At 66.2% G+C, this 21,951-nt stretch carries 17 protein-coding genes; 5 read left to right on the forward strand and 12 right to left on the reverse strand.

What is annotated here, in order from left to right; all coding sequences use genetic code 11:
• Positions 1–20: 20 nt before the first annotated feature.
• The 8 genes from DNK89_RS10725 to apbC form a co-directional block, all read right to left on the reverse strand.
• Positions 21–653 (reverse strand): molecular chaperone, encoded by a 633-nt coding sequence (locus DNK89_RS10725; protein ID WP_110960080.1) that lies wholly within the window; start codon positions 651–653, stop codon positions 21–23.
• Positions 650–2,719, reverse strand: coding sequence for a 4Fe-4S binding protein (locus DNK89_RS10730; RefSeq protein WP_110960081.1), 2,070 nt, complete (start codon positions 2,717–2,719; stop codon positions 650–652). The genes DNK89_RS10725 and DNK89_RS10730 overlap by 4 nt, the downstream gene beginning before the upstream one ends.
• Complete coding sequence (locus DNK89_RS10735; RefSeq protein ID WP_110960379.1) at positions 2,679–3,416, reverse strand: DUF3306 domain-containing protein; 738 nt, start codon at positions 3,414–3,416, stop codon at positions 2,679–2,681. Before DNK89_RS10735 ends, DNK89_RS10730 begins: the two co-directional genes overlap by 41 nt.
• Positions 3,409–3,966, reverse strand: a complete 558-nt coding sequence (locus DNK89_RS10740) for a DUF3305 domain-containing protein (protein ID WP_110960082.1) — start codon at positions 3,964–3,966, stop codon at positions 3,409–3,411. The genes DNK89_RS10735 and DNK89_RS10740 overlap by 8 nt, the downstream gene beginning before the upstream one ends.
• A 67-nt stretch (positions 3,967–4,033) precedes the next feature.
• Positions 4,034–6,931 (reverse strand): formate dehydrogenase subunit alpha, encoded by a 2,898-nt coding sequence (gene fdhF / locus DNK89_RS10745; protein ID WP_110960083.1) that lies wholly within the window; start codon positions 6,929–6,931, stop codon positions 4,034–4,036.
• Positions 6,928–8,826, reverse strand: coding sequence for an NAD(P)H-dependent oxidoreductase subunit E (locus DNK89_RS10750; protein ID WP_110960084.1), 1,899 nt, complete (start codon positions 8,824–8,826; stop codon positions 6,928–6,930). Before DNK89_RS10750 ends, fdhF begins: the two co-directional genes overlap by 4 nt.
• Before the next feature lie 193 nt (positions 8,827–9,019).
• Positions 9,020–9,976, reverse strand: coding sequence for a LysR family transcriptional regulator (locus DNK89_RS10755; protein WP_110960085.1), 957 nt, complete (start codon positions 9,974–9,976; stop codon positions 9,020–9,022).
• Positions 9,977–10,010: 34 nt separating this feature from the next.
• The gene (gene apbC / locus DNK89_RS10760; RefSeq protein ID WP_015015437.1) at positions 10,011–11,102 is read right to left on the reverse strand and encodes an iron-sulfur cluster carrier protein ApbC; all 1,092 of its coding nucleotides are present in this window, start codon (positions 11,100–11,102) and stop codon (positions 10,011–10,013) included.
• A 122-nt stretch (positions 11,103–11,224) separates the two neighbouring features.
• On the opposite strand from apbC, the gene DNK89_RS10765 reads away from it, so the two are divergent.
• The gene (locus DNK89_RS10765) at positions 11,225–11,797 is read left to right on the forward strand and encodes a restriction endonuclease (RefSeq protein WP_110960380.1); all 573 of its coding nucleotides are present in this window, start codon (positions 11,225–11,227) and stop codon (positions 11,795–11,797) included.
• 220 nt (positions 11,798–12,017) lie between these two features.
• Positions 12,018–13,289, forward strand: coding sequence for a patatin-like phospholipase family protein (locus DNK89_RS10770; RefSeq protein ID WP_110960086.1), 1,272 nt, complete (start codon positions 12,018–12,020; stop codon positions 13,287–13,289).
• A gap of 20 nt (positions 13,290–13,309) precedes the next feature.
• On the opposite strand, the gene DNK89_RS10775 is transcribed toward DNK89_RS10770, so the two are convergent.
• Positions 13,310–14,428 (reverse strand): SMP-30/gluconolactonase/LRE family protein, encoded by a 1,119-nt coding sequence (locus DNK89_RS10775; RefSeq protein ID WP_203422247.1) that lies wholly within the window; start codon positions 14,426–14,428, stop codon positions 13,310–13,312.
• A 174-nt stretch (positions 14,429–14,602) separates the two neighbouring features.
• Here DNK89_RS10775 and metG point away from each other — a divergent pair, with 174 nt between their 5' ends.
• Complete coding sequence (metG, locus tag DNK89_RS10780) at positions 14,603–16,693, forward strand: methionine--tRNA ligase (protein WP_110960087.1); 2,091 nt, start codon at positions 14,603–14,605, stop codon at positions 16,691–16,693.
• A 113-nt stretch (positions 16,694–16,806) separates the two neighbouring features.
• Here the strand turns inward: metG and DNK89_RS10785 are convergent, their stop codons facing one another.
• The 3 genes from DNK89_RS10785 to DNK89_RS10795 form a co-directional block, all read right to left on the reverse strand.
• Positions 16,807–19,140: an integrin gene (locus tag DNK89_RS10785; protein ID WP_110960088.1), complete on the reverse strand. Its 2,334-nt coding sequence runs from the start codon at positions 19,138–19,140 to the stop codon at positions 16,807–16,809.
• A 250-nt stretch (positions 19,141–19,390) separates the two neighbouring features.
• Entirely contained in the window at positions 19,391–20,032 is a 642-nt protein-coding gene (locus DNK89_RS10790; protein ID WP_110960089.1) for a YitT family protein, read from the reverse strand.
• A 164-nt stretch (positions 20,033–20,196) separates the two neighbouring features.
• Complete coding sequence (locus DNK89_RS10795) at positions 20,197–20,709, reverse strand: outer membrane protein assembly factor BamE (RefSeq protein ID WP_110960090.1); 513 nt, start codon at positions 20,707–20,709, stop codon at positions 20,197–20,199.
• A 76-nt stretch (positions 20,710–20,785) separates the two neighbouring features.
• Here DNK89_RS10795 and DNK89_RS10800 point away from each other — a divergent pair, with 76 nt between their 5' ends.
• The gene (locus tag DNK89_RS10800; RefSeq protein WP_015015445.1) at positions 20,786–20,992 is read left to right on the forward strand and encodes a DUF3460 family protein; all 207 of its coding nucleotides are present in this window, start codon (positions 20,786–20,788) and stop codon (positions 20,990–20,992) included.
• A 64-nt stretch (positions 20,993–21,056) separates the two neighbouring features.
• Complete coding sequence (locus DNK89_RS10805; RefSeq protein ID WP_015015446.1) at positions 21,057–21,920, forward strand: ScpA family protein; 864 nt, start codon at positions 21,057–21,059, stop codon at positions 21,918–21,920.
• Positions 21,921–21,951: the final 31 nt, after the last annotated feature.

Below are 21,951 nucleotides of genomic sequence, written 5' to 3' on the forward strand. Positions count from 1 at the left end.
TTTACGAGCACTCCAAGGGATCAATCCAACATGTCGAAGCCCTGGGTCTCCACCGACACAAAGGCCCGCGTGAAGTGCGCCACAGCCGCATAAAACCGTGCTTGGGGCTGTGCAGCCAAGGCATCGCAGAGCTGCAAGACCCAGGGCTGCAGATGCGTTGAAAAGAATTCACGCTGGGATGTCAGGTTGCAGACAGCTACATCGTCTCCCGCGATCAAGTAGCGCATCACCTCCAGCAGGTAGGCCACATGGTCCTCGGTCTCGGGCATGGTCTCATCCCGCGCCAGGCCCAGTTGCTGCAGATCGGTGCGCAGGCGCGCCAGCGGCTTTTCATTGAGAAACCCGCTGAGGTAGTGCGAGCCGTACAGAAACACTTCAGGCTTGCCCACGCCGCCAAACAGCCGATCAAACTCCTGCGCAATCTCAGCGTCGCTGAGCGCACGCGACGCTGCGACGAGTTGCTGCCAGGGCTCCTGCAAAAAGCCCCCGTTGGCGGGCGCCTCGGTCACGGCCACGCGCAAGGCGGACAACAGCTCCGGGCTGGGCGCCGCGTAATACAGCTGCGACAACAAGCCGTACAGCTCGGCGCGGGCGGTTTCCTCATCGAGCGCAGAGCTGCCGCCCAGGGGAGTCAAGGTGGATGGGGCGCTCACAGGTCGGTCACTTTCGTCTCGTTTTGTGCGGAATACAGGTCGATCACACGGCAGTCGCTGCACATCTTCAGGCGCTCCAGCGCCTCGCCCTGGAACATGGGGTGGCCCGAGAGCTTGCCCAGCATGGCCTCGATGGCCTTCACCGTGCCAAAGGGCTTGCTGCAGCGCACGCAGGCCCAGGGCTTGGCCTCGTTGAGCACCCGCAGTTGCGCACGCTCGGGCGTGAGCAGCAAGCGCGGCTGCAGGGTGATGGCGTCTTCCGGGCAGGTGGTAGCGCACAGGCCACACTGCACGCAGTTCTTTTCGATGAAGCGCAGTTGCGGCAGCTGCGGGTTGTCCTGCAGCGCACTGGCGGGGCAGGCGCTCACGCAGCTCAGGCACAGGGTACAGCGGTCCTTGTTGACCTCGATGGTGCCCAGAGGGGAGCCCACCGCGGGCAGCGCAATAGCCACAGGCCGCTCGGCCACGGGCATGGGGGCTTGCTCCGTCAGATGGTCGAGCGCCATCTCCAGCGTGCTGCGTTTCTCTTGCGCCACCGCAAAGCGGGCCGCCACGGCCGGGGTCTTCTGGCGCGTCTGGCCCAAAGCCTGCAGTGCCGCGTCCAGCGCGGTGGGGTGGTTGGCGCGCAGCAACTGCACATGGGTGCCGGTGTAGCCCAGGCCCCGCAGGATGGCCTGCGCCACATCCATTTGCGCCTGCAGGCCATCGAGGTACTGCGGGGCTTCTTCGTCGGTGCTCAGCACCACCACTTGCGAGGCGCCGTAGGCGATGGCACTCAGCCACAGGTCCACGCCGGTGCTGGCTGTGTGCCACAGCGCCACCGGGATCACATTGGCAGGCACTCCGTGCGCCAGCTTCAGTTGGGCGGCACGGCCGAGTTCTTCGACCAGCGACTGGCCGCGCTCCTGGCTGTGCAGCAGCACCACCGCATCCTTGCCACCGGCAGCCGCGTAGGTGGACAGCAGCGTCTTGAGCTTGGTGCCCTGATCCGTTGCGCTGGGGTAGGCATAGGTCAGCGCGCCCGTGGGGCACACGGTGGTGCAGGCACCGCAGCCCACACACAGGTTGGGGTTCACCTTGATTTGCTGACGGCTCTTGTCGCTGGCGATGGCCTCGGCCGAGCAGATGTCCACGCACGCATTGCAGCCCACGGTTTCGTTGCGGCTGTGGGCGCATAGCTTTTGTTTGTAGGCAAAAAACTTGGGCTTCTCGAACTCACCCACCAGCTCGCGCAGCTTGAGCAGCGTGCCCAGGTCCCGCCCGTCCCAGCGCAGGTAACCCTGCGGCAGCGCATGCTGCAAAAAGGTGGGCGTGGCGGTGGGCGCACGCAGGTCCAGCACCAGGTCAAAACGCTCGGTCTGCGCCGTGGCATCGCGAGTGAAGTCGATAGCCCCAGCGACCTGACACACCTTCACGCAGGCGCGGTGAGACTGGCAGGCGGCCATGTCGATCTGGTAGTCAAGACCGATGGCATTTTCAGGACAAGCCGCCACGCAGGCATTGCAGCGCGTGCACAGGTCCAGGTCGATGGGGTTGTCGGCAGACCACTGCAGCTCAAACGCACCCAGCCAGCCTGTGAGCCCTGTGATGCGCCCACCCAGCACCGGGTAGCGCCGCGCCTGCGCGCCACCGGCGTTGCCGGGGCCCTGGGTGAACAGCGTCACATCGAGCACATCCGACACCAGGGCAGCGGCCTGCTCAGCCTGGTCGAGTTGGCCGATGATGAGCAAGCGGCCCGTGCTCTTGTAGGTGACCGTGGGCACGGGCGGCGGGTCGGGCAAACGCGCGGCCGCCAGCAGCGCGGCAATCTTGGGACTGGCCTTGGCGGCATCGCGGCTCCAGCCCCCGGTTTCGCGGATGTTCACAAACCGGATGGGCGACACCGCCCCTTCGGTCTGCTGGCCCAGGTCGCCAAACAGGCGCTGCTCCTGGGTGCAGGCCACCACCACGTCCTGCCCGGACTGGATGGCCTTTTGGAACGCCCCTGCGTCACGCCGGCAGAGGGTGGAGTGAAGGGTCAGGTCTTCATGCAGTGCCTCGCCCAACGCCTTGGCGTTGAGGGGCATCGTCTGGTTGCAGTCGCAAATGAGCGTCGTGGTCATTGTGGGTATGGCTGGCTGGCGTGACCACCGCATCCTGGGCAGGGCGCGGGGCCACCTCAGGCTCGCTGGAAAGAACGCTAGGAACAGCGTTGCATACCCGGGACTGTGCCACGTCTGCGGGGCCTTGCGCCTCCGCATCATCCCGAGGCTGACTGGCCGGCGGGGATATTGGGGCCACAGCAGCCGCATCCGGTGCCTGTTCGCCCGGCAGACCGGGTGCAGTGGCCGATGCCTTTTTCTCGTGGTCAAAAAATCCCAGCGCATGTGCGCTGGCCATCTTGCGCAGCATGCCTGCGGGCAGCGGGTCGGGCTGGGTGTAATCGCCGACGTAGATGTCCAGACCGTCCATCACATTGAAGTGCGGGTCGGCAAACAGCTTCTTCATGGCCAGGTTGCGCACCTCGGGCGACACCGCGCGGGACACGAATGGTTTGAAGTCCGATGCGGGGGTGAGCGCCTCGGCATCCGCCAGCGTGGGCGGTGGCGGCGCCTCGGGTGCCGGGGTGACGGGGGCAGCTGGTGCCGCCATCGCAGCCACTGGCGTTGGGGACGCTATCTGCGGTGCAGGGGTGCGTGCAGGCGGCGGAGGGTCCTGCACAGGCTTGCCCGCCTGCACATCCTGCTTGCGGCGCGACCAGCGTCCGAGGAATCCGTCAGCCATGGCCGCCCCCTCCGCCTCCACCACGGAGCTTCTCCGTGGACACCGAGGCCGGGTTGCCAAAGCGGTCCTGCAAGGTGCGGAAGCTGTCCGGACGCTTGCGGCGCTTGGGCTCGGGCTGGTAATGCTCGGCCACAAAGGCACGCAGCGCCTCCACCACCTCGTGGTCGGCAGGCACCTGCTCGACCGTTTCCTGCGCGTCCAGCCAGCGGCCAGCGTCGTGATAGCTCAGGCTCACCGCCACGGGGCGGGCCAGAGGGATAGCGCCGGTGCCCGTGTCTTCATCGCGGCGCCACATCACAAACCAGCAGGGGGCCGGGGAAGTGAGGTTGAGGTGGTAACCCTCGGCATCGTCGCGGAACAGTTCCACGCGAAAGCCGGGGAACAACCAGCGCTGCTCGCGCTCGTCCTGGATCAGCGGCCGGGGTTCGCTACCGAAGGTGGGTTCGTGGACCACCACCTCGGCCAGCGACCACCGCCAGGGCTGCCAGCGGTTATCGATGTGCTCGCACCGCATGATCACGGCAACGTCGGTGTAGGGGCGCTCAGTCATGGGCGCTGACTGTACCCCCGGAGCCGCGCCATCGGCGGCAATGCCCGTAAAGCCCCCTTGCGCACCGTCAGCTTGCAGCGACTTCCAGCCGCTCCACGGCCACGGCGCAGTATTTGAACTCAGGGATCTTGCCAAACGGGTCCAGCGCCGCATTGGTCAGCAGATTGGCCGCTGCCTCCACGTACGCAAACGGCATGAACACCGTGCCGCGCGGCGTGCCGTCGTCGCGGCGCACACGCACCTGCACCCTACCGCGCCGCGATCGGATGCCCACCAGCGCACCCGGCGCCACGCCCAACCGCGCCAGTTCGTCGCCATGCAGCGATGCCGTGGCCATGGGCTCGATCGCGTCCAGCACGGTGCTGCGTCGCGTCATGCTGCCCGTGTGCCAATGCTCCAGCTGGCGGCCAGTGATGAGCACGAGCGGAAAGTCGGCGTCGGGCATTTCGGCCGCCGGGATCACGCTGGCGGGCACCAGTTGCAGGCGACCCGTGGGCGTGGGGAACTTGTCGGTGAAGACGATGGGCTGGCCGGGGTCATCGGGCGTGAGGCAAGGGTAAGTCACGCTGGAGTCGCGCTCCAGCCGATCCCAGGTGATGCCCTCGATGCTGGCGTGCATGGCCTGGCGCATTTCGTCGTACACGGCGGCCACGCCGGATTCTTCGCCCTCGTAGTTCCAGCCCAGTCCCATGCGCTGCGCGATCTGCTGAATGATCCACAGGTCCGGGCGCGCGTCACCCGGCGGGTTCAGCGCGCGGCGGCCCATCTGCACCATGCGGTCGGTGTTGCTGGCAGTGCCGGTCTTTTCGGGCCAGGCGCTGGCGGGCAACACCACGTCGGCCAGCCACGCGGTTTCGGTCAAAAAGATGTCCTGCACCACCAGGTGCGAGAGGCTGGCCAGCGCATGGCGCGCGTGGTTCAGGTCGGGGTCGCTCATGGCGGGGTTCTCGCCCATGATGTACATGCCGCGCACCTTGTGCGGGTCGCTGTCGGGCGCCAGGGCCTTGTGCATGATTTCGACCACGGTGTAGCCTGGGGTCTCATCGAGTTGCGTGCCCCAGAAGTCTTCAAACCACGCATGCGCCCCGGCGTTGTCCACGCGCTGGTAGTTGGGGAACATCATGGGGATCAGCCCCGCGTCGCTCGCGCCCTGCACGTTGTTCTGGCCGCGCAGCGGGTGCAGACCCGAGCCGGGTTTGCCGATCTGGCCGGTGACAGCGCACAGCGCGATCAGGCAGCGCGCGTTGTCCGTGCCGTGCACGTGCTGGCTCACGCCCATTCCCCACAAGATCATCGACGACTTGGCCGTGGCAAACGCCCGCGCCACCTCGCGTAGCGTCTCGGCCGGGATGCCGCACACCGGCGCCATGGCCTCGGGGCTGCAGCCCATCACGTTGGCCTTGAGCGCCTCGAAGTTGTTGGCGCGATCTTTGATGAACGCCTCATCCACCAGCCCCTCATCGATCACTGTGTGGATCAATGCGTTGAGCATGGCCACGTCGGTGTCGGCCTTGAACTGCAGCGTGCGCCAGGCATGGCGGCCGATGTCCGTCACGCGCGGGTCGGCCAGCACGATTCTGGCCCCGCGCTGGGCGGCGTTCTTCATCCAGGTCGCGGCCACGGGGTGGTTGGCCGTGGGGTTGGAGCCAATCACAAAGATCAGCTCGGCATGTTCCACGTCGTTCACCGGGTTGCTCACTGCGCCCGAGCCCACGCCTTCGAGTAGCGCAGCCACGCTGGAGGCATGGCACAGCCGCGTGCAGTGGTCCACGTTGTTGCTGCCAAAGCCGGTGCGCACCAGCTTCTGGAACAGGTAGGCCTCTTCGTTGCTGCCCTTGGCCGAGCCAAAGCCCGCCAACGCCTTGGGGCCGTGGGTGTCGCGCAGGGTCTTGAGCTGGCCTGCGGCAAGGTCCAGCGCCTCGTCCCAGGTCGCTTCGCGGAAGGTATCGCGCCAGTCGGCACCGTAGGGGCGCACCTCCTTGGGCACACTGGGTTTGCGGATCAGCGGCACCCTGAGGCGGTCGGGGTGGTGGGCGTAGTCGAAACCGAAGCGCCCTTTCACGCACAGGCGGCCGTGGTTGGCCGGGCCGTCGCGGCCTTCGACGCTGATGATCTTTTCATCGCGCACGTTGTAGGTGATGAGGCAGCCCACGCCGCAGAACGGGCAGACCGAATCGACTTGGCGGTCCACCTTTTGCGAGCCGATGTGCGTCTTGGGGCTGAGCGCGCCCGTGGGGCAGGCCTGCACACATTCGCCGCAGGCCACGCAGGTGCTCTCGGCCATGGAGTCATCCAGGTCGAAGACGATCTTGCTGTCGGCCCCGCGCAGCGCGTAGCCGATCACATCGTTGACCTGTTCTTCGCGGCAGGCGCGCACGCAGCGGTTGCACTGGATGCAGGCGTCCAGGTTCACCGCCATGGCCGGGTGGCTCAGGTCAGGCGCGGGCTGCTCGCGGCGCAGGGCTTGGAGCGCGGGGCGCACGGTGACGCCCAGGCGGCTGGCCCAGCTGCTCAGCTCGCCGTGCTGGCCTACCGCTTGGGCAGTTTTTGAATCCAATGGGCCTGTAGCGCTAGATGAATATGCGCCAACAGCTATCAATTCAGGAGCATATTCAACCCCATCGTTCCATTGGTAGCCCACGTCCGGCATGTCGGACAGCAGCATCTCCACCACCATCTGCTGGCTCTTGCGCGCGCGGGGGCTGGCGGCCTGCACCTTCATGCCTTGCGTCGGTGCGCGACAGCAGCTGGGGGCCAGCGTGCGTTCGCCCGCGATCTCCACCACGCAGGCGCGGCAGTTGCCGTCGGGGCGCAGGCCGTCGGAGTAGCAGAGGTGCGGAATCTCCACGCCATGGCGCTGCGCAGCCTTCAGGATGGTTTCGCCAGGATGGGCGGTGACGGGCTGGCCGTCCAGCTCGAAAGCCACGCCGGGCTGAGCTGCGGCAGAAGTCAACACGGCGCTCATGGCTTCACCCCGGTAGGCAGTTGTTCGGTCAGCGGGCTGTTACGCGGCTTGGGCAAATCGCCCGGCCAGGGCCCCTCGCCCACTTCGTGCGCAAAGTATTTGTGGATGCAGCGGATGGGGTTGGGCGCAGCCTGGCCCAGGCCGCAGATGGAAGCGTCTGCCATTACCTGTGCCAGATCGTCGAGCAGTTCTTCATCCCACTTCGGCGCTTGCATCAGCGTGGCCGCCTTGGCCGTGCCCACACGGCAGGGCGTGCACTGGCCGCAGCTTTCGTGTTCAAAAAAGCGCATCACGTTCAGCGCCGCGTCGCGCGCGCGGTCGTGCTGGCTGAGCACGATGACGGCGGCCGAGCCGATAAAGCAGCCGTAGGGCTGCAACGTGTCGAAGTCCAGGGGAATCTGGTTCAGGCTGGCGGGCAGGATGCCGCCTGAGGCGCCGCCGGGCAGGTAGGCGTACAGCTCATGGCCATCCAGCATGCCGCCGCAGTATTCGTCGATGAGTTCCTGCACCGTGATGCCCGCAGGCGCGAGCTTGACGCCGGGGTGCTTCACCCGGCCGCTCACGCTGAAACTGCGCAGTCCCTTGCGGCCGTTGCGGCCAAAGCTGGCAAACCACTGCGGCCCACGCTCCACGATGTCACGCACCCAGTACAGCGTCTCGAAGTTGTGCTCCAGCGTGGGCCGGCCGAACAGACCCACCTGCGCGATGTAGGGCGGGCGCATGCGGGGCTCGCCACGCTTGCCTTCGATGCTCTCGATCATGGCTGACTCTTCGCCGCAGATGTAGGCACCCGCGCCGCGCCGCAGTTCGATGTGGGGCAGCGGGCATGGCGGATCGGCGCGCAGATCGTCCAAAGCCCGCTGCAGCAGCGCACGGCAGCCGTGGTATTCGTCGCGCAGGTAGATATAGATGGCCTCGGTGCCCACGACCTGGGCGGCGATGAGCACGCCTTCCAGAAAACGGTGCGGGTCACGTTCGAGGTAAGTGCGGTCCTTGAAGGTGCCGGGCTCGCCTTCGTCAATGTTGACAGCCATGAGGCGCGGCGCGGGCTGGTCCCGCACGATGCGCCACTTGCGACCGGCCGGGAAGCCTGCGCCGCCCAGCCCACGCAGGCCGGAATCTTCCATGGCGGCCAGCACCGCCTCGGCGTCCATCTCGCCGTTGACCAGCGCAGCGGCCGTCTGGTAGCCCCCATGGGCGCGGTAAGTGGCCAGGTCGGTGTACGCGGGGCTGACGCCCTCGGGCTGCGCAGGCACGCTCGCCTCCACACACTCAGCAATATCAAAATTGATAGCACCCTGGGCAGGAGGATGTAGCGCTACCGCCCGATTGGGCTTCAGATTGACAGCTTCCAGCACTCCATCGACTGTGGCATGAGGCACCGGGCACTGGTGCACCACCGCCACGGGCGCCTGCTCGCACCGGCCCACGCAGGGCACGGCCAACACCTGCACATCACTCTGCCCGGCCGCACGCAGGCGTTCGGGCAGCGCAGCCAGCAGCTCGCGCGCGCCCGCCATGCTGCAGGTCAGGCTGTCGCACACCCGCACCACAAGGCGGGGCACCTGGGCTTCCTCGCCGCGCACGATATCGAAGTGGTGATAGAAGCTCGCCACCTCATACACCTCGGCCATCGGCAGGTTCATCTGCTTGGCGAGCGCAACCAGGTGCCGGTCTTGCAGCACGCCAAAGTGGTCGTTCAGGCGGTGCAGGTATTCAATGAGCAGATCGCGCCGAAAGCCGGTGGCCGGGCGCGGGCCCAGCAGTTGTGCCACCTCGGCCATGGCCGCGTCTTCGGGCTGGCGGCCTTTGAGGCGGCTTTTGCGGCGGATGCGCTCGCGCATGTCGTTGACCGACACAGCGGCGACGGTGGGGGCTTCGGGGGCAAGATGCATGGACCGGGGGCGTGGGAGCGTTGATCTGGTTGTATGCAGGCACCTGCAGAGGGTGCCCGGGCCGCCGCAGTGTGGGCCAGGGGTGCTGGCGGCGTCAAATTGCCGATGCACATGGGGCGATCACAAAAACAAATGAAACAGCCGCGTTAACAGCGGTCTGTGAATCAAACACCGCAACCGGTGCGGTCATTGCTCAATTAGCGACCAGAAGCCCACTGTGCGCTGCAGCATGCTGCAGCCAGTCCGCGTCCTGCGCCAGGGCCAGCGCGGCATCGAGGGCGCGCGTGGGCTGCACCTGCCGGTGCGACATGAATCCGATGGGCGTGGTCAGCACCGGGCCCGTCAGCGGCAGCGCCTCCAGCCCGTCATGGCCGCGCACGGCATCGACCAGTGCGCCGGGCAGCACGCTGCACACGGAGCCCGCCACCACGCTCAGCGCCAGGGTCAGCACCGAATCGGTTTCCATGGCGGGCATGACCATGGCGCCTGCAGCGCGGAATGCGCCATCGACCAGGCTGCGGTTGTGCATCTCGGGGGTGAGCAGGCACAGCGGCAGCGCCGCCGCATCGGCCCAGGCCATGGGCGGGCCAATCTGCAGCCCGCGCGCTGCACCTTTGGGCGGCCGGGGCGCGCGGCGCAGCAGAAAGTAGTGCTCCACATACTGCGGCCAGGCCCGCAGCGGGCCGCCGCGTGCGGGCATGCGTTCGGTGTAGCCCAGCGCCAGGTCCAGCGAAATGTTTTCCAGCCCCGCCTCCAGCGCCTGCGAACTCATCGACAGCGCCACCGGCACGATGCCCGGGTGCCGCGCCTGCAGCTGCGCCGCAAACCGCGCGAGGATGGGCATGGCCGTGGGCACGGCGCCCAGACGCAGCGTGCCGCGCGGGTGGGCGGCGTCGCTGCTCAGGTCCTGCTGCAGCACCTGGTGCTCGTGCAGCATGCGCTGGGCGGTGGCCAGCACGCGCTCGCCCTCAGGGGTGAAGCCCTCGAAGCTGCGCCCCCGGCGCACCACCACCACGCCAAACTCCTTTTCCAGCGCGCGCAGCGCGTTGGAAAGCGCCGGCTGCGTGATGTGGCAGGCCTGCGCCGCCCGGCCAAAGTGCCGGTGCTCGTGCAGCGCCACCAGGTAGCGCAGGGACGCGAGCAGGTTCATGGCGCGTGGGGGCGGCGCAGGCGGCTCGGGAGGATCAGGTGTTCTTGCTGATCGAGATGGTGGGGAACTTGCTGGAGAAGTCCTTGGCCTGCTGGGCGATCTTCACCGCCACATCGCGCGCCACCTTCTTGTAGATGGCCGCGACTTCGCCGTCGGGGTCGGCCACCACGGTGGGCTTGCCGCTGTCGGCCTGCAGGCGGATGCTCATGTTCAACGGCAACGCGCCCAGGTAGTCCATGCCGTAGTCAGCGGCCATCTTCTTGCCGCCATCGGCGCCAAAGATGTGCTCCACATGGCCGCAGTTGCTGCACACGTGGGCGGCCATGTTCTCGACGATGCCGAGGATGGGCACGCCCACCTTCTCGAACATCTTGATGCCCTTCTTGGCGTCCAGCAGGGCGATGTCCTGCGGGGTCGTGACAATCACGGCGCCGGTCATGGGCACGCGCTGGCTCAGGGTGAGCTGGATGTCGCCGGTGCCGGGCGGCATGTCGATGATGAGGTAGTCCAGGTCTTTCCAGTTGGTCTGGCGCAGCAGTTGCTCCAGCGCCTGGGTGGCCATGGGGCCGCGCCAGATCATGGCTTCGTCCTGGTCCACCAGAAAACCGATGGACATGACCTGCACGCCGTAGTTCTCCAGCGGTTCCATGGTCTTGCCGTCGTCGCTTTCGGGGCGGCGGTTGATGCCCAGCATCATGGGCTGGCTGGGGCCGTAGATGTCGGCGTCCAGCACACCCACGCTGGCGCCCTCGGCGGCCAGGGCCAGGGCCAGGTTGGCGGCCGTGGTGCTCTTGCCCACGCCACCCTTGCCCGACGCCACGGCGATGATGTTCTTGACCTGGGGCAAGAGCTGCACGCCGCGCTGCACGGCGTGGGCGATGACCTTGGTGGTGATGTTGACCGACACGTTGTCCACCCCGGCCACGCCCTTGGCGGCGGCCACCAGCTGGCGGCGCAGCTCGGGCACCAGGCTCTTGGCGGGGTAGCCCAGTTCCACGTCAAACGCCACGTCGCCACCGGTGATCTGCAGGTTGCGCAGGGCGCGGGTGCTGACAAAATCCTTGCCCGTGTGGGGGTCCAGCACGCTGGAAAGTGCGGCCAAAAGGCCCTGTTCGGTGACTGACATTCAAATAACTCCTGTGGGGCCGGTAGTCTATTCCCAAGCTCCCGCCCCCTGCCGCTGAAGGACAATGCGCACCGCATTGCACCGTCGCACTCTTCCCCAAAAGGCCTCCCGTGAAATTCAAGATGTCCGAAAACTCCCTGTTTGCCGTCCTGCTGCGCTCGCCGTGGTGGATCAGCTTTGTGGTGGTGGGCCTCATCACGCTGGCGGCTGGGGCGTTGCTGCCCAAGGAATACTTTGTGGTGGGCGCGCTGGCGGGCTTCCCCATCTTTGTGGTGGGCTGCATGGCCGCCTGGCGGCAACTGCGCGCGCCCAACCCCGCCAAGGTCGTGGAAATGCTGGAGACCGTGGGCAGCATGCCCTGGCGCAGCTTTGCCGACACCCTGGCCACCGCCTGGGAGCGCGCGGGCTACAGCGTGGAACGCCTGACCGGCAACAACGCCTCCGGGGCCGACATGCGCCTGAGCCAGGGCGGCAAGACCACGCTGGTCAGCGCCAAACGCTGGAAGGCCGCCACCCACGGGGTGGAGCCGCTGCGGGAGCTGCACACAGCCATGACCGCCGCCGATGCTTCGGCGGGCGTGTATGTGGCCGCCCTGGGCCAGGTCAGCGAGAACGCACAGGCATTTGCCCGCGAGCACGGCATCGTGGTGCTGCAGGGCGACGCGGTGGCGCAGTTGCTGCTCAAGCAGCGTTAAGAGCGGCTAACAAAACTCTTCTGGCGTCGTTGCTGTGTCTTGTCGTACTGCTCGTACTGCCTGCAACACAGCGCCTAGCCAGAACCGCTTCGCTGAGTTTTGTTAGCCGCTCTGAGCCACCCCCAACCCCCTGTGGGGTGGCCCGCACATGCGGGTTTTCCCACATGAACCGCGCCGGGTCGCCCCTCCACACTGGGGGCCTCACACCGTCCGACCGTCCATGCCGTCCACAACCCCCACCGCAGCCCCTGGCACCGTGCCGTCTAAGCCCGCCACGGGCCTGCTGCTGACCGGCGGCGGTGCCCGTGCCGCCTACCAGGTGGGGGTGCTGGAGGCGATTGCCGACCTGCGCCAGGCCTGTGGCGAAGCGCACGGGCCCAACCCCTTTCCCATCATCACCGGCACCTCGGCGGGGGCCATCAACGCGGCCGCGCTCGCCTGCGGGGCGGACCACTTTGACCGCGCCGTGCGCCGCATTGCCCGCGTGTGGCGCCAGTTCCATGCCAGCCAGGTGTATGGCGCCGACTCGCTGAGCGTGATGCGCAGCGGCGCGCGCTGGCTCACGCTGGTGTCGCTGGGCTGGGCGCTGGCGCGCTGGCGGCGTATGCGCCCCAAATCGCTGCTGGACAACACGCCGCTAGAGAAGCTGCTGGTCAAGATGGTGCCGCTGGTGCGCCTGCCCCGGCTGATCCGCAAGGGGCATCTCACCGCGCTGGCCGTGACGGCGTCGAGCTACAGCTCGGGCGAGCACGTCACCTTTTTTGAAGCGGCCACGCCCGTCAAGCCCTGGGTGCGTTCGCAGCGCAAGGCCGCCAGCGACCGCATCACGCACGAGCATTTGCTGGCGTCCTCGGCCATTCCCTTCATCTTTCCGGCCAAGGGCATCGAGGTGGATGACCACATCGAATACTTTGGCGATGGCTCGATGCGCCAGTCGGCGCCTATCGCCCCGGCCATCCACCTGGGGGCCGAGCGAATCCTGGTGATCGGCGCAGGCCGCATGCACGAGCCCAAGGGCGACGCTGCCGCCAACCCCACACCCAACTACCCTACCCTGGCACAGATCGCGGGGCATGCGCTGTCCAACATCTTTCTGGACGCGCTGGCGGTGGACGTGGAGCGCGTGCAGCGCATCAACCAGACCCTGTCCCTCATCCCCGAAGAAAAGCGCCTGCACAGCGCGCTGCGCCCTATTGAGCTGCTGGTGATCGCCCCCTCCCAGCGCCTGGACGCAGTGGCGGCGCGCCATGTAGGCGACCTGCCCGGCCCTGTTCGCACCATGCTGGGCGCGCTTGGAGTCACCTCCAACATGGCCGATGTGCGTGGCGCGGCGCTGGCCAGCTACCTGCTGTTCGAGTCCGGCTACACGCAAGAGCTGATGGCCCTGGGCCGGGCCGACACTCTGGCCATGCGGGCCGAGGTGTGCCGGTTTTTTGGGTGGACGGATACCGGTGCCGAGGTGCAGACCAGACACCACGGGGAACCCGTCTGAGGCGTCCCAGGGCTTGAGCCCTAAGGCTTGTTGGGCAACCAGCCCAGCCCATGCGCATGCAGGCTTTGCACATACAGCCGGTCGGCCGTCTCGGTGACGGCCGTGGTCTCCGGGTAGGCGCCGCTCGGGTCCTGCAGGTCGGCCACCACCTTACCGTCGTCGGTGAAAGCAATCACATGGCCGTAGGGCTGGGGAATGGGCCAGAGCGCACGCGGCAGGCGCAGGGTGAGGCTGCGCAGCCAGGGCTTGCCCGCCATGTTGTCGATGGCCGCACCGCGCGGCTTGGCAAAACCCAGCCACACCTTGCCGCCCTGCCCACGCATCAGGTTGTCGGGGTAGCCGGGCAGGTTGTCCAGCAGCACGCGGGCCTGGGGACCAGGCTGGGCGATGTCGAGGTCCTTCGCGTCCACCGCAATCTTCCACACCCGGTACTTGCCGGTTTCGTTGACGAACAGGTGCTTTTCGTCCTGGCCCAGCGCCACGCCGTTGGCAAAGCTGATGCCCCGGGCCACCACGCGCGTGCTGCGTGTGGCAGGGTCGTATTCGATCACGCGGCCGGTGCTGGCCTGCTCCAGGATGTCGAGCACGCTGGCTTCAAACGTACCGCCCCAGTCCTTGGGGGCAAAGCGGGTGGAGGCATCGCTCAGGTACATCTTGCCGTTCTGGGCCACTACCACGGCGTCGGCATAGCGGATGGGGTCGTTGCCCACCTTGTCGGCCAGCACGGTGACCTTGCCATCCGGTGCGATGGACAGCAGGCCCTTGACCGCATCGGCCGCGATCAGATTGCCCGCCGCATCAAAGTCAAAGCCCAGCACCCGCCCACCGGTGTTGGCAAACATCTCCTGGCCCGAGCCATCGGGATTCATGCGCAGGATGTTGCCGCTGAGCACGGTGGTGTAGAGCTTGCCGTCCTTGCCCAAGGCGATATGCTCCGGGCCCACCTCGCCTTTGAGGTCGATGATGTTCAGCCGCGCCAGGCGCTGGTTGGGCGCATGCACGCCCTGGTAGCCGGGGGCCACAGGCGCGGTCCACGCCACCGGCTGAATGGGGACCGGCCACGCCGCCAGATAGGCGGCCACCGCCACCACGACGCCACCCGCGCCCCATCCCACCCGCTTTGCCCATGTGCTGGCCATGTGTTGTCCCCTGTTGTTTTTTGGAATGCGGGGCATTGTGGGGCCACCGGCGGGCTGAACGCACGCCCTGATTGGCACCTGCGCGACCCGGCCTTGGCAGATCAGAACCCACAGCCGCCCAAAGTGCTGTCGACCGCCTAAAATTGCGGGTTCCGCCTGAGAAAGCCGCTTTTCATGACGACCTCCGCCCGCAAACTCTTCGTTACCACCGCCCTGCCGTATGCCAACGGCAACTTCCACATCGGCCACATCATGGAATACATCCAGGCCGACATCTGGGTGCGGTTTCAGCGCATGCAGGGCAACGCGGTCAACTTTGTGGGCGCCGACGACACCCACGGCGCGCCCATCATGATTGCCGCCGAAAAGGCGGGCAAGACACCCCAGCAGTTCGTGGCCGACATCGCTGCGGGCCGCAAGCAGTACCTGGACGGCTTTCACATCAGCTTTGACAACTGGCACAGCACCGACGCGCCAGAAAACCACGACCTGGCCCGCCAGATCTACCGCGACCTGCGCGACCGCGCCGACGGCAGCCTGATTGAGGTGCGCACCATCGAACAGTTCTTCGACCCCGAGAAGAACATGTTCCTGCCCGACCGCTACATCAAGGGCGAATGCCCCAAGTGCCACGCCAAAGACCAGTACGGCGACAACTGCGAGGTGTGCGGCACGGTGTACGCGCCCACCGACCTGATCAACCCCTTCTCGGCCCTCTCCGGCGCCAAGCCCGAGCTCAAGCACTCCGAGCATTTCTTCTTCAAGCTCTCGGACCCGCGCTGCGTGGAGTTTCTGGAGAACTGGACGCAGGACGGCAAGCTGCAGCCCGAGGTGGCCAACAAGATCAAGGAATGGTTCACCGTCCGCACCAACCCCGACGGCACCACCAGCGAAGGCCTGGGCGACTGGGACATCAGCCGCGACGCCCCCTACTTCGGCATCGAGATCCCGGATGCGCCGGGCAAATACTTCTACGTGTGGCTGGACGCGCCCGTGGGCTACCTCGCGTCGCTGAAGAACCTGCTGGAAAAGCGCGGCGAAAGCTACGACGCCTACATGGCCGACCCAGCCATGGAGCAGTACCACTTCATCGGCAAGGACATCGTCACCTTCCACACCCTGTTCTGGCCCGCCATGCTGCACTTCAGCGGCCGCAAGACGCCTACCAACGTGTTCGTGCACGGCTTCCTCACGGTGAACAACGGCGAGAAGATGAGCAAAAGCCGTGGCACTGGCCTGGACCCGCTCAAGTACCTGAGCCTGGGCATGAACGCCGAGTGGCTGCGCTACTACCTGGCCGCCAAGCTGAGCGCGCGCAACGAAGACATCGACTTCAATGCCGAAGACTTCATGCTGCGCGTGAACAGCGACCTGATCGGCAAGTACGTGAACATCGCCAGCCGCGCAGCGGGCTTCTTGACCAAGCGCTTTGACGGCAAGCTCACCAGCAACTTTGGCACCACAGGCGCTGCCCTGCTGGCCGAGGTGCGCGGTGCCAGCGACGCCATCGCGCAGATGTACGAAACGCGCGAGTACAGCAAGGCCACGCGTGAGATCATGCTGCTGGCCGACAAGGTCAACGCCTACGTGGACCAGAACAAGCCCTGGGACCTGGCCAAGGACGCCGCCAACAACGAGGCGCTGCACCAGGTGTGCTCGGTGCTGGTCAACGCCTTTGCCACCCTCACCCGCTACCTGGCCCCCGTGCTGCCGGGCTTGGCCCAGGCGGTGCAAGGCTTTGTGGGCGTGAACATGCAGCAGTGGACCGTGCAGGGCGACGTGCAGGCCATCCAGCCCTACCAGCACCTGATGCAGCGCGTGACGCCCGAGCAACTGGAAGCATTGTTTGAGGCCCCAGCGCAAGCAGAGCAAGCACCAGCAGCTACAGAAACCGTAGCAGCCCCTGGTGGTGAAGAACTCGCCCCCACGATCACCATCGACGACTTCACCAAGATCGACCTGCGCATCGCGCTGATCGTGAACTGCGAGCCGGTGGAGGGTTCCACCAAGCTGCTGCGCCTGACGCTGGACGTGGGCGAAGGCCGCATGCGCAATGTCTTCTCCGGCATTGCCAGCGCCTACAAGCCCGAAGACCTGGTGGGCAAACACACCGTGATGGTGGCCAACTTGGCCCCACGCAAGATGAAGTTTGGCGTGAGCGAAGGCATGGTGCTGGCCGCCAGCCATGGCGATGAAAAGGCCAACCCCGGCATCTACGTGCTGAACCCCTGGCCAGGTGCAACGCCAGGCATGCGGGTGCGGTAAGGCACGCAGGGCTGGTAAATACAGCGACGGTCAAGGTTACCGGGGGGCGCTGAGCCCCCCGTGCGCCGACTGATAACGGGGCAGCCCGGTGACGACTGCTCTTTAGCAAGCGCTCAGTACAGATACACCGCGCCCGCGTTGGTGCTGCTTTCGTCGGCCTGGTTGCCCCCCATGCCAGTCGATCCACTGTCTTCGGTGGACGCCCCCACGGCCAGCGTAGTGCCGTCCCCCGATATCGCCACACGGCCACCAAACCGGTCACCGGTGCCGGTGTTGGGCGCCTTCAGGTAGGCCTGTTGCGCCCAAGTGCCCGCGCTGCGGCGAAACACCAGCACAGCGCCCGCATCTGCGGCCGCGGTGTTGGACTGGTCACCATTGAATCCGCGCGCATTGCTGTCGTCGCGGTATGACGGCACCACCAGCGTGTTTCCGTCGCTGGACATGGCCAGGTTGTTGCCGAAACGATGGGGCGTACGGGTGTTGGAGGCTTTCAAGTACGCCTGTGACTGCCAGACGCCACCTGCGCGAATAAACACAAACACCGCGCCAGAGTTGAGTGCCAGGGTGTTGCTGGGCGGCGGCACGACGAAGGTGCCGGTGTAGTTGCTGCTGTCTCCATCCATGCCAACCGCCAGCGTGTTGCCGTCGCCCGACAGGATGACCGACACACCGAAGCGGTCCTGCGCCTGGGGGCTGGGGGCCTTCAGATAGGCCTGCTGTGACCACGCCCCTGCATTGCGTTGGAACACGTAGGCCGCACCGGCGTTGGCTAGGGTGTCGTCCGCCGGATCACTCGCCAGCGCGCTGCGCTCGAAGAACGCACCCACCGCCAAGGTGTCTCCCGCGCCCGACAGGCTGAGGTAGATGCCGAAGAAATCTCCCGCACCCGCGTTGGACGCCTTGAGGTAGCTTTGCTGCGCCCAGCTGGTGCCCGTGCGGGTGAAGACGTAGGCCGCACCGGACGCAGCATAGGAGGCATTGCCGTGTGTTCCGGTCAGGTCGCCATCCTCGTTGTATGCCCCGACTGCCAGGGTGTTGCCGTCGTTCGAGAGGGCGACGAACGAGCCGAAAAGATCGTCGGCATCCGCGTTGTTCGCCTTGATGAAGGCCTGCTGCGACCAGACCGCACCAGCGCGCGAATACACATAGACAGCGCCTGAGCTGCTGGCCAGGTTGTTGGTGGCGGGCATGGTCGCAAACGTGCCCTTCTGGTCGCCGCTCTCGCCATCCGCGCCAATGGCCAGCGTGTTGCCGTCGGCCGACAGCGCCACGGCATTGCCAAAATAGTCGTTGGCCTCGCCGTTGGGAGCCGCGATGCGTGCCTGCTGCGACCACGTGGCGCCGCTCTTCGTGAAGACGTACACCGCGCCGGTGTTGCCCCCTTCTCCATACGCCCCCACAGCCAGGGTGGTGCCGTTGCTGGACAAGGCCACACGGTTGCCAAACCGGCCTTCCACCGTGGTCGCCGATGCCTTGAAGTACCCCACGGCGCGCACCATGTCGGCCGCCACAGAAGCTGACGGGGCACTGCAGCCCCCCGCATTGCAGGCCTGCACGGTATAGGTGGCATTCAGCCGCAGATGCAGCAGCACGGGTACGGCATAGGTCAGCCCCGTGGTGGTGGTGGATCCGATCTGCACGGGTGCCGACGGGCCTGCGCCATCCGGGTCCTCGTACACCGTGTAGCTGGTGGCACCCGGTGCCGAAGTCCACGAGAAAACCAGCGCCTTCGTTCCGTAGCCAATGCCCAGGCCACCCGGTGCCGGGGGGGCTGGCGGCGGTGGGGGCGGTGGCGGAGGCGGGGTATAGATCGTGCTGCAGAGCACCCTCACCTGGGTGACCGGCGCCACGGCGACTCCGGTGCCAGCTTCGACCGAGCAAGCCTGATCCCCAGGCTGCGCAACCACCGTGACCGCATAGGCGCTACCGTGAGAGACCAGAGATTCAAACCGGAAAGCGCCGTTCTCTGTCAGCAGCAGATCAGCAGCGCCGTTCAGCCGCAGCCTCAATGCACCCACCAGGCCCGTGACGGTCCCACCCACGGCATAGGTGTTGGTGGTGCAGGTCACCCGGATATTGGAGACAGGGCCCGTCACCACGCCCGTGCCGTTTTCCACCGCGCAGGTCTGGCCCACTGGCTGGGTGCGCACAACAACGTTGTAAGTCTGCCCCTGCGCAACGTTGGTGACGTAACTGCCGCTGGCCGTGATGGTCACTTCCGCACCTGTTCCGTTGGCGAGTACCAGCGTGCCCGTCAGCCCCGTCACCGTGCCACCCACCGGATGCTGCACCACGGAGGGTGGTGGGGGTGGAGGCGGTGGCTCGGCAGAGTCTCCGCCACCGCCACAAGCTGCCAGGGCGCCAGCCACGACCAGGGACAACGTCCGGACCGCACCGGCAAGCCTCGCACGCAGGGCCTCGGCCGTGGCGGAAAAATTTCGATACATCAGGGGTTCTCCGGGTCTGTGGACAGGGTGGACGCTTCACCCCTAGGGAGGCACAGACGGGTCCGGCTCCCTCGTGCGGATGCAGGCGGGGTGCCTGGAACTCTATGGCGGGAGGACGCGCAGGCGCACCCCACTGAAGCAGGGTTGACGCAGGGAATGGAATGGCCCGAAGGCGTTGGGCGGGGCCCAGAACCCCAGGGTCTCGTTCAGCGGACGAGGCGTTCAGCCACCGCGCGGGTGGCTCTCTTTCTCAATGGCCCACGTAGCGGCCCGGCCGGTGGCTGATCCACAGGAACCCGCTCATCACCAGCACTGCCAGCACCGAATACGCCACCCGCTCCACCGGCACCACGAACAGCGCGAGCAGCACCACGGTGCCGTCAATCATCATCTGCACCTTGCCCGCACGCATGCCGTAGCGGCCTTGCAGGTACAGCGACACCACCGTGGCCCCGCCCAGGCTGGATCGGTGGCGTGCCAGAAACAGGCAGCCCGTGCTCAGCAGCAGCCCACCCAGCAGCGAGGCGAACAGCGGGTTGAGATAGTCCACATGCATCACGTGCGGGAACAATTCGGTCAGCAGCGACAGCAGGCCCACGCAGACAAAAGTCTTGATCGTGAACTCGCGCCCCATGCGCGTCCAGGCGAACCAATAGAACGGCAGGTTGACCACAAAGAACAGCTTGCCAAACGAAATGCCGGTGACGTAATGCAGCAAGAACGCCACGCCCGCCGTGCCGCCCACCAGCAGCCCCGCCTGGTTGAACAGCATGAGCGCCATGGCCACAAACAAGGTGCCTGCGAACAGGGCCTGGGCATCTTCAAAGGCGCCATGGCGCAGGGCGGACAGCGGCGGGGCAGTGTCGTTGGCGGTGGGCGGGGTATCGGACATGGGCGTTCAGCGATGGGTGGCGTGGCAAAGGCGCGGAGGCTTTCCGCCGGTGGAGCACTAGGAACTTGGGGGCAGCCCGGCGCGCATCCAGCGGTCAGTCTGCAAGATGAGAAGCAAGCAACGCGCCAGTGCGGGCCAGAGCGGGCCAGTGCGCGAAGATGCCGCTACTTCCCGCCCTTGAACTCCGGCGCCTCCGTGTCGGCGCCCGTCTGCGTGCGCAGCACGAACTGGTCGGGTCCATAGACCACCGTGAAGACCTTGGACTGGTTGGGAGCCTCCAGGTAGCGCCAGTCTGCCCAGGTCTCCTTCTTCAAATCGTAGGGCGTGACCTTGGCGGGCTTGCCCAGCAGGCGGCGCACCTCGTCCATGCGCATGCCGGGCGACACGCGGGCAAAGGTTTCGGGTGTGAGCACCTGGCGCAGCGCGGTCATGCGGCCGTCGGGGCCGATGGTGATCATGTAGTTGACCTGGCCGGCAGGCTGGCGGTTGTATTCGAAGGTACGTGCACCACCGGGCTCGTCCCACACGTTCTCGGGGGCGCCGAAGCGGTCGCGCACGTCGGCTTCGGTCGAGACGCCCTCTTTGAGCTCGCTGATGCGTTGCGGGTCGCAGGCGGCAAGCACCAGCAGGGAAAAGGTGGCAGCCGCCAGGGCGGCCGAGCGATATATCAAGCGCATAAATTCGTCCCGGTAAAATCTTGGACCTTCGGTGCATCACTGTGCCTGACGCGTTCCAAGAAAGAGTTCACAGTCCATGTCTATTTTCCGCCGCCCCGACTACCAATCCGACGCCACCCAGTTCATCAACCAGCTCAAGGCAAGCCGTCCCGAGCTGGACCAGCAGCAGCAAGCCGGCCGTGCCCTGCTGTGGGACAAGCAAGTGGACCGCAAGATCTGGGGCGAGTACCGCGACGCCCAGGTGCCCCAGAAGCCCTACGTGTACCAGACCAACGCCGATTGAGCATGTTTTTAGCCACAAGCGCAGGTGTTTATTGCGCTGGCAGCTACTGATTCAATAGCAGATCATGACCACCGCGAACGCAGCCGAAGCGGCAGACTCGCCCGGCGCGCCCTCGCTGGATGGGGCCGGCATGCCCGATGTGGTCGATCAGGTGGCCCTGGCGCGCCTGTATGGCGAGCCGCTGTTTGCGCTGCCGCAGGACCTGTACATCCCGCCCGACGCGCTCGAAGTCTTCCTCGAAGCCTTTGAAGGCCCGCTGGACTTGCTGCTGTACCTGATCCGCAAGCAGAACTTCAACATCCTCGACATCCCCATGGTGGGGGTGACCAAGCAGTACCTGGCGTATGTGGACGAAATCCGCAGCCGCAACCTGGAGCTGGCGGCCGAGTATTTGCTGATGGCTGCCATGCTTATCGAGATCAAGTCGCGCATGCTGCTGCCGCCCAAGAAGCAGGAAGGCGGCGAGGAACCCGAAGACCCGCGTGCCGAGCTGGTGCGCCGCCTGCTCGAATACGAGCAGATGAAGATGGCCGCCATGCGCCTGGCCAACCTGCCGCAGTACGGCCGCGACTTTTTGAAGGCGCAGGTCTACATCGAACAAAGCCTGCAGCCACGCTTTCCCGATGTGCATGTGGTGGAGCTGCAGGAGGCGTGGCGCGACATCCTCAAGCGCGCCAAGCTTGTACAGCACCACAAGATCACGCGCGAAGAACTGAGCGTGCGCGAGTACATGAGCATGGTGCTCAAGACCCTGCAGGGCCGCCGCTTTGTGGAGTTTGAAGAACTCTTCGAGCCCGAAAAAGGCAGCACCGTGCTGGTGGTGACCTTCATCGCGCTGCTGGAGCTGGCCAAAGAGACGCTGATCGAGATCACGCAGGCCGAAGCTTTTGCGCCCATCTACGTGCGCCTGGCCTACACGCCGGCCTAGCGCCGCTTCCCACTGTTCACCGCCCTGGCCG

Origin of the sequence: Acidovorax sp. ST3 (assembly GCF_003231145.1) — a bacterium.
Lineage (GTDB): Bacteria > Pseudomonadota > Gammaproteobacteria > Burkholderiales > Burkholderiaceae_C > Acidovorax.